A 5957-nucleotide genomic window follows, 5' to 3' on the forward strand; every position below is an offset into this window, starting at 1 on the left:
TGATGCAGGTCCCGGCGCCGGGCGCCGACGCGGTCAAAGCGGGGGGCGCGGCCGGCCGGTCCGCCCTCGGCAATCACACGCTGACCGTCGTCCCGGTCTACTGGAGTGGCAGCGCCCCCGCGCCGCTGGACGCGGCCGCCCTGGGCACGACCGTGCGCGATACGAGCAGCTACTTGCGGGCGGCCACGGCATCGCGAATCACCGCATCCCTGGGACCCGTGAAGCCGTGGACGGCGATCACCTTGACCGCGACGGAGCAATCGACCTGCGATGTGGCCGCCATCGAACGACAGGTTCGCGCGGTGGTGCCCGCGCCGACCGGGGGCAATCAGCACCTGGAGATCGTCTTCGCGCCGACGAGCGCCTGCCAGTTCGGGACGCTGGCCCAGCGCGGCCTCTCGACCTACGGCGACGGCGTCGCCTTCTTCAACGGTCCCACGGCCATGACGCCGGCGACCCTCGGCTTCGGCATCGGTAGCAACGCGGGGCTGGGGATGGCCAACTCGATGGATTGCTGGGACGACGCGCAACACTCCAACCCGGTCCCGCAATCCGGCTACTGCAAGGAGCAGATCGGCGGCGACCCGTGGGACCTGATGGGGGCCGCGCCCTATGGCGCGGTGGGCATGCCGTCGGCCGCGAACCTGCGACGGCTCGGCGTGTTCGGCGACGCGGACTTCCCGGAACTGATCCCGGGCCAATCCCAATACCCCTTCATCCGGCCGCTGACCTCGTACACCGGGCAGCGCGGTTTCGCGGTCACCCTCGGGCGGCATCGCTACACCGTCGAATACCGCACCGTCGCCGGCCTGGACAGCTGGATCGATGACGCCACCTGGACCGACCCGATCGGGATCGTGCGCACCGACCCCGGCGGCGGCGTGATCGTGCGCTATCAAGACCTGGACAGCGACACCCCCTGGAACACCACGGTCCTGGACTTCCACCCCGACGCTCCCGTGTCCACGCGCGAGCGCCACCCCGGCATGGAGGCCGGGGAAAGCTGGGCCAGCCCCGGCAACCTGCTGCGGCTCGAGGTCGTCAGCACGACCTCGTCGGGCGCCTCCATCCGCGTCGACTTCCCCGGCCTGAACAAGGTCGAGCGGTGGAGTGGCGCTGACCGGTATGCCACCTCGGCCGCGATCTCGGTGAAGTCCTTCTCCCCCGGCGTGCCCGTCGCCTATGTCGCCTCCGGCGCCGTCTACGCGGATGCCCTCTCCGGTGCCCCCGTTGCCGGCAAGGACAAGGGCCCGATCCTTCTGGTGACCAGCGACCGGATCCCCGGCTCCGTCCAGACCGAGTTGCGGCGGCTGACCCCGGGCAAGATCGTCGTGCTGGGCGGCCCGGCGACGGTCAACGACGAGGTGCTGAGCAAGCTGCAGGACTACACCGCGGGTGGCGTGGAGCGGTGGAGCGGCCTCGACCGCTTCGAGACGTCCGCGGCGATCTCGGCGAAATCCTTCGCGCCCGGTGTCGCGACCGCCTTCATCGCCTCCGGCCGGATCTACACCGACGCCCTCTCCGGCGCCCCGGTGGCCGGCAAGAACGCCAGCCCGGTCCTGCTCGTCGACTCCAGTTCGGTGCCGGCCCGGATCCAGGCCGAGCTGACACGACTCAAGCCGGGACGGATCGTCGTCCTGGGTGGACCGACCACGGTCACGCCCAATGTGCTAACCAAACTGCAGACCTTCACCACCGGCGCCGTCGTCCGCTGGAGCGGCCCCGACCGCTTCGCCACGTCGGCGGAGATCTCGGCGGGGAATTACGGCCCGGGCGTTGCTGTTCTCTATGTCGCTTCGGGCCGCGTCTTCTCCGACGCCCTTCCGGGCGCGCCGGTGGCCGGTATGACGCGGGGCCCGGTTCTCTTGGTCGACACCTTCGAACTCCCGCGCACTGTGGAGAACGAGATCGCCCGGCTGCAGCCGCACCGGATCGTCATCCTCGGCGGGCCCGCAACGGTCAGCGAGAACGTCCGCGCGGCCCTCGGGAGCTTTCTGCCCTGACCGCGAGCCTTCGGGGCTTGGCCAGTGACCTGGTCAATGTGGGAGATTACGACTCGTGATCGAGGTCGGCCAGGCAACCCACGTGGGGTTGGTGCGCGCGCAGAACGAGGACGCCTCGCTCGCGGCCTACCCGATCTTCGCGGTGGCCGACGGGATGGGCGGGCACGCTGCGGGCGAGGTGGCCAGTGCGCTGGCCATCGACACCCTGCGTGCACTAGCCGGTCGTGAGCTCGAGGCGGGCGATGTCGTCGCGTCCATCGAGGAAGCCAATCGGCGGGTGTGGGACGGGGGCCTGCTGCCCGGCCAGCGCGGGATGGGCACGACGCTGACCGGTGTCGCCGCCCTTGCCGACGGCACCTGGGTAGCCTTCAATGTCGGCGACTCGCGGGTCCTGCTGGCGCACGATGGCGAGTTCCGGCAGGTGACGATCGACCATACCGAAGTTCAGGACATGGTCACGCTCGGCATGCTCGCGCCGGACGAAGCCTCCGTGCATCCCATGCGCCACATCGTCACGCGCAGCCTCGGTGCCCGCCCCGGGGTCGATGTCGATCACGAACGACTCGACCTGACCAGCGGCGACCGGGTGCTGCTGTGCTCGGACGGATTGACCGATGACGTCGCCCCGGACGATCTGTTCTGGATCCTGCACACGGCCGCGAATGCCCAGGACGCAGCCGACGCACTGGTCCAGGCCGCGCTCGCGGGCGGGGGCCACGACAACGTCAGCGTGATCGTCCTCGAAGTGCAGGACAGCGGCGCATGACCGCTCACTGGTACTCCCCGGACGTGCCGATATCAGTGGAGTTGGTTACCCTGCCCTGGGCGATGTGTGCTGAGGGTCAGCGCCGAGAAGGTCGAGGAGTCAGAACTGATGGGTATTGCAGTCTTGCGTCGCGGAGCGTTGGCCCTGGCGACGATGGGGGCAGTGGCGCTGGTGCCGGCCATGACGAGCTCTGCGGCGACGGTGCAGGGAGCCGCACCGGCCAAGGTCTCCGGCGTCGAGCGACTCTCGGGCGCCGACCGCTATGAGGCGTCGGCCAATATCTCCAAGGCGAGCTATGCGCCCGGCGTGGCTGTCGCCTTCGTCGCCTCCGGGGCGATCTTCACCGACGCGCTGTCCGGTGCTCCCGTGGCCGCGCGGGACGGGGGTCCGATGCTGCTCGTCCGCTCGACCGAGATCCCCAGTGCGATCACGGCGGAGTTGAGCCGCCTCGCGCCGCGCAAGATCGTCGTGCTCGGTGGCCCGAACTCCATTTCCGACGCGGTCGAGAACCAACTGAAGTCCTACACCTCCGGTTCGGTCGAGCGGTGGATGGGTGCCGACCGGTATGACGCGTCCGCGCAGATCAGCCAGTCCTCCTTCAGCCCGGGCGTCAACACCGCCTTCGTCTCCTCGGGTCAGGTGTTCGCCGATGCGCTCTCGGGTGCACCCGTGGCCGGGATCGCGTCCTCGCCGATGCTCCTGACATCGGACGATCACCTTCCCCAGTCGATCCAGGACGAGCTGGACCGCCTCAACCCCAAGCGGATCGTCGTGCTCGGTGGCCCGAACTCGGTGTCCGACGCCGTGCTGGCCCAGCTGACCACCTTCACCGGCAGCTGGGTGCCGCGCTGGTTCGGTGCCGACCGCTACGAAGCGTCGGCGCAGATCTCCGCGGAGTCCTTCGCTCCCGGCGTCTCGGTGGCCTATGTCGCCTATGGCCAGGTCTTCGCCGATGCCCTCTCTGGCGCCCCGGTGGCCGGCAAGAACAAGGGCCCGATGCTGCTTGTCGGCACCGACTCGATCCCCAGCTCGATCCGTTCAGAGCTGTTGCGGTTGCGCCCGCACAAGATCGTCGTCCTCGGCGGTCCGGCCTCGATCAGCACCTCGCTCGAAGCGGAACTCGGCAACTACGTCGTGTCCTGACGTTCACCGTCGGCGCACCGTCCGGTGTCGCCACCTCGCAAAAGGAGTAACCGTCCATGACCCTTATGACCACGCGCCGCTCGGCGCTCGCTGCCGCGGCTGTCGTCGGCGCTCTCGTCGCCGGCCCCAGCCTCGCGAGCACCGCGGACGCCTCCCAGTCGGCCGGCATGGTCACCCGCATCGCGGGTGCCGACCGCTACGAGGCCTCGGCCAATATCTCCAAGGCGAACTACGCGCCGGGGGTGGCCACGGCATACGTCACGTCGGGGCTGGTCTTCACCGACGCGCTCTCCGGTGCGCCGGTCGCCGGGCGCGACGGCGGCCCGGTGCTGTTGACCCGTCCGGACTATGTCCCGGACTCGGTCATCGCCGAGTTGACCCGCCTGGCGCCGAAGAACATCGTGGTGCTCGGCGGCACCAACTCGGTCAGCGGCGCGGTCATGAACACGCTGCGCACGTTGACCACCGGTGAGGTCTCGCGCATCGCCGGCCAGACGCGCTACTCCGCGTCGGCGAATATCTCGGAGTTGAACTTCGCGCCCGGCCCCGATGTCACCTTCGTCGCCTCGGGCGAGGTCTTCCCGGACGCCCTCTCCGGCGCCCCGGTGGCGGGCAAGACGCCCGGACCGGTTCTTCTCATTGAGCACGACGGCGTGCCCGGCGTGGTGAAGAAGGAGCTCGAGCGGCTGCAGTCCAAGAGCATCGTCGTGCTCGGCGGCGAGAACACCATCGACCAGGACACCTACTCCTTCCTGACCCGCTACACCACCGGCGGCGTCTCGCGCTGGGCCGGCCCCGATCGCTTCTCGACGTCGGCGACGATCTCCTCGAACGCCTACGCTCCCGGCGTCAACACCGTGTATGTCGCCTCCGGCCGCGTCTTTGCCGACGCCCTGTCCGGCGCCCCGGTGGCCGGCAAGAACAAGGGACCGGTCCTGCTCGTCGACACCGACGCGATCCCGGCCTCCGTCGATTCGGAGCTCAAGCGCCTGGCACCGACGAACATCGTCCTGCTCGGTGGCCCGGCCAGCGTGTCCACCAATGTCGAGGCAAAGCTCGCGACCTACCTCAAGTAGGCCAGAGCCCGGAACGACGTTCTGGCACGGGCACATCAGGCGAATCGCCGCTCGCGCAGCACGCGAGCGGCGATTCGCTGCCCATGGACGCCCTAAGATTCCTGGCTACTGACGGGGACCTACCCCGCGATCATCGTGCCCGACGGCGAGACCTGCACGCTGGACGGGGCGCAGGTCAACGGTAATGTCAAGGTCGGCATCGGCTCGACCTTGATGACTGCCGACGCGATGATCAAGGGCAATGTCTTCGGCCAGCAGGCGATGCGCGTGCACATCATCGACACCGATGTGTGGGGCCAGATCCATTTCCGTCGCACCGCGAAGGAGATCATCATCGGCAATGACGGGTACAAGGTCGGCCCGAATGCGGGCGGGAATATCAACCTGCAGAACAACTGCGGGCCGATCGGCATCTGCCAGATGACGACCAAGAACAACATCATCCTGCACAACAACCACAACCGGATCGGTGTCTTCGACAACCGGGTCGGCAACAACATCGAGGTCATGAGCAACACCTCGGCCGCGATCCGGCTGCGTGACAACACTGTGATGGGCGGCCTGCTGATCAAGGGCAACACCGTGGCCAAGGTGCTCAACGTCTCGACCAACACCATCGGCGGCAATGCCAACTGCACAATGAATGTCGTCGCCCCGACCGGGTCCGGCAACACCGCCGGCGGTGCCCTGTCCGGTCAGGTGCGCGGGCCTGGGCTGATCTGGGAGCGCGAGTGTCGTGCACAAGGTGCGCTCTGCCGCACCTTCTGCACGACATTCGTCGCTACATGGGCGGGTCCTGTTCGAGTGTTGGGGGATGTGCCTCGAGCCAGGCCAGCAGGACGCGCATCGGCTGCGATCGGTCGAGAGCTACCGCCTGCCGGGCCAGGGTTAGCGCCTCGCCGTGGAGTTCCCAAGCGCGGTCCCAGTCGCCGCGGGCTTGGGCGACGGCGCCGACGTTGTTGAGGCTGA

General features: G+C 68.6%; 5 protein-coding genes. All 5 read left to right on the forward strand.

All coding sequences use genetic code 11. The features are described 5' to 3' along the window. A partial coding sequence (locus tag PKH97_RS12815) for a cell wall-binding repeat-containing protein (protein ID WP_324387879.1) occupies positions 1 to 2003 on the forward strand: 2003 nt, incomplete at its 5' end. 55 nt (positions 2004 to 2058) lie between these two features. Continuing rightward, positions 2059 to 2769, forward strand: a complete 711-nt coding sequence (locus tag PKH97_RS12820; protein ID WP_324387880.1) for a protein phosphatase 2C domain-containing protein — start codon at positions 2059 to 2061, stop codon at positions 2767 to 2769. Positions 2770 to 2877: 108 nt separating this feature from the next. Beyond that, positions 2878 to 3912, forward strand: a complete 1035-nt coding sequence (locus PKH97_RS12825) for a cell wall-binding repeat-containing protein (protein ID WP_324387881.1) — start codon at positions 2878 to 2880, stop codon at positions 3910 to 3912. A gap of 56 nt (positions 3913 to 3968) precedes the next feature. Then, positions 3969 to 4988, forward strand: coding sequence for a cell wall-binding repeat-containing protein (locus PKH97_RS12830; protein WP_324387882.1), 1020 nt, complete (start codon positions 3969 to 3971; stop codon positions 4986 to 4988). 135 nt (positions 4989 to 5123) lie between these two features. Next, positions 5124 to 5951 (forward strand): hypothetical protein, encoded by an 828-nt coding sequence (locus PKH97_RS12835; protein WP_324387884.1) that lies wholly within the window; start codon positions 5124 to 5126, stop codon positions 5949 to 5951. Positions 5952 to 5957 lie beyond the last annotated feature (6 nt).

The organism is Nostocoides sp. (assembly GCF_035343835.1).
Lineage (GTDB): Bacteria > Actinomycetota > Actinomycetes > Actinomycetales > Dermatophilaceae > Nostocoides_A > Nostocoides_A vanveenii.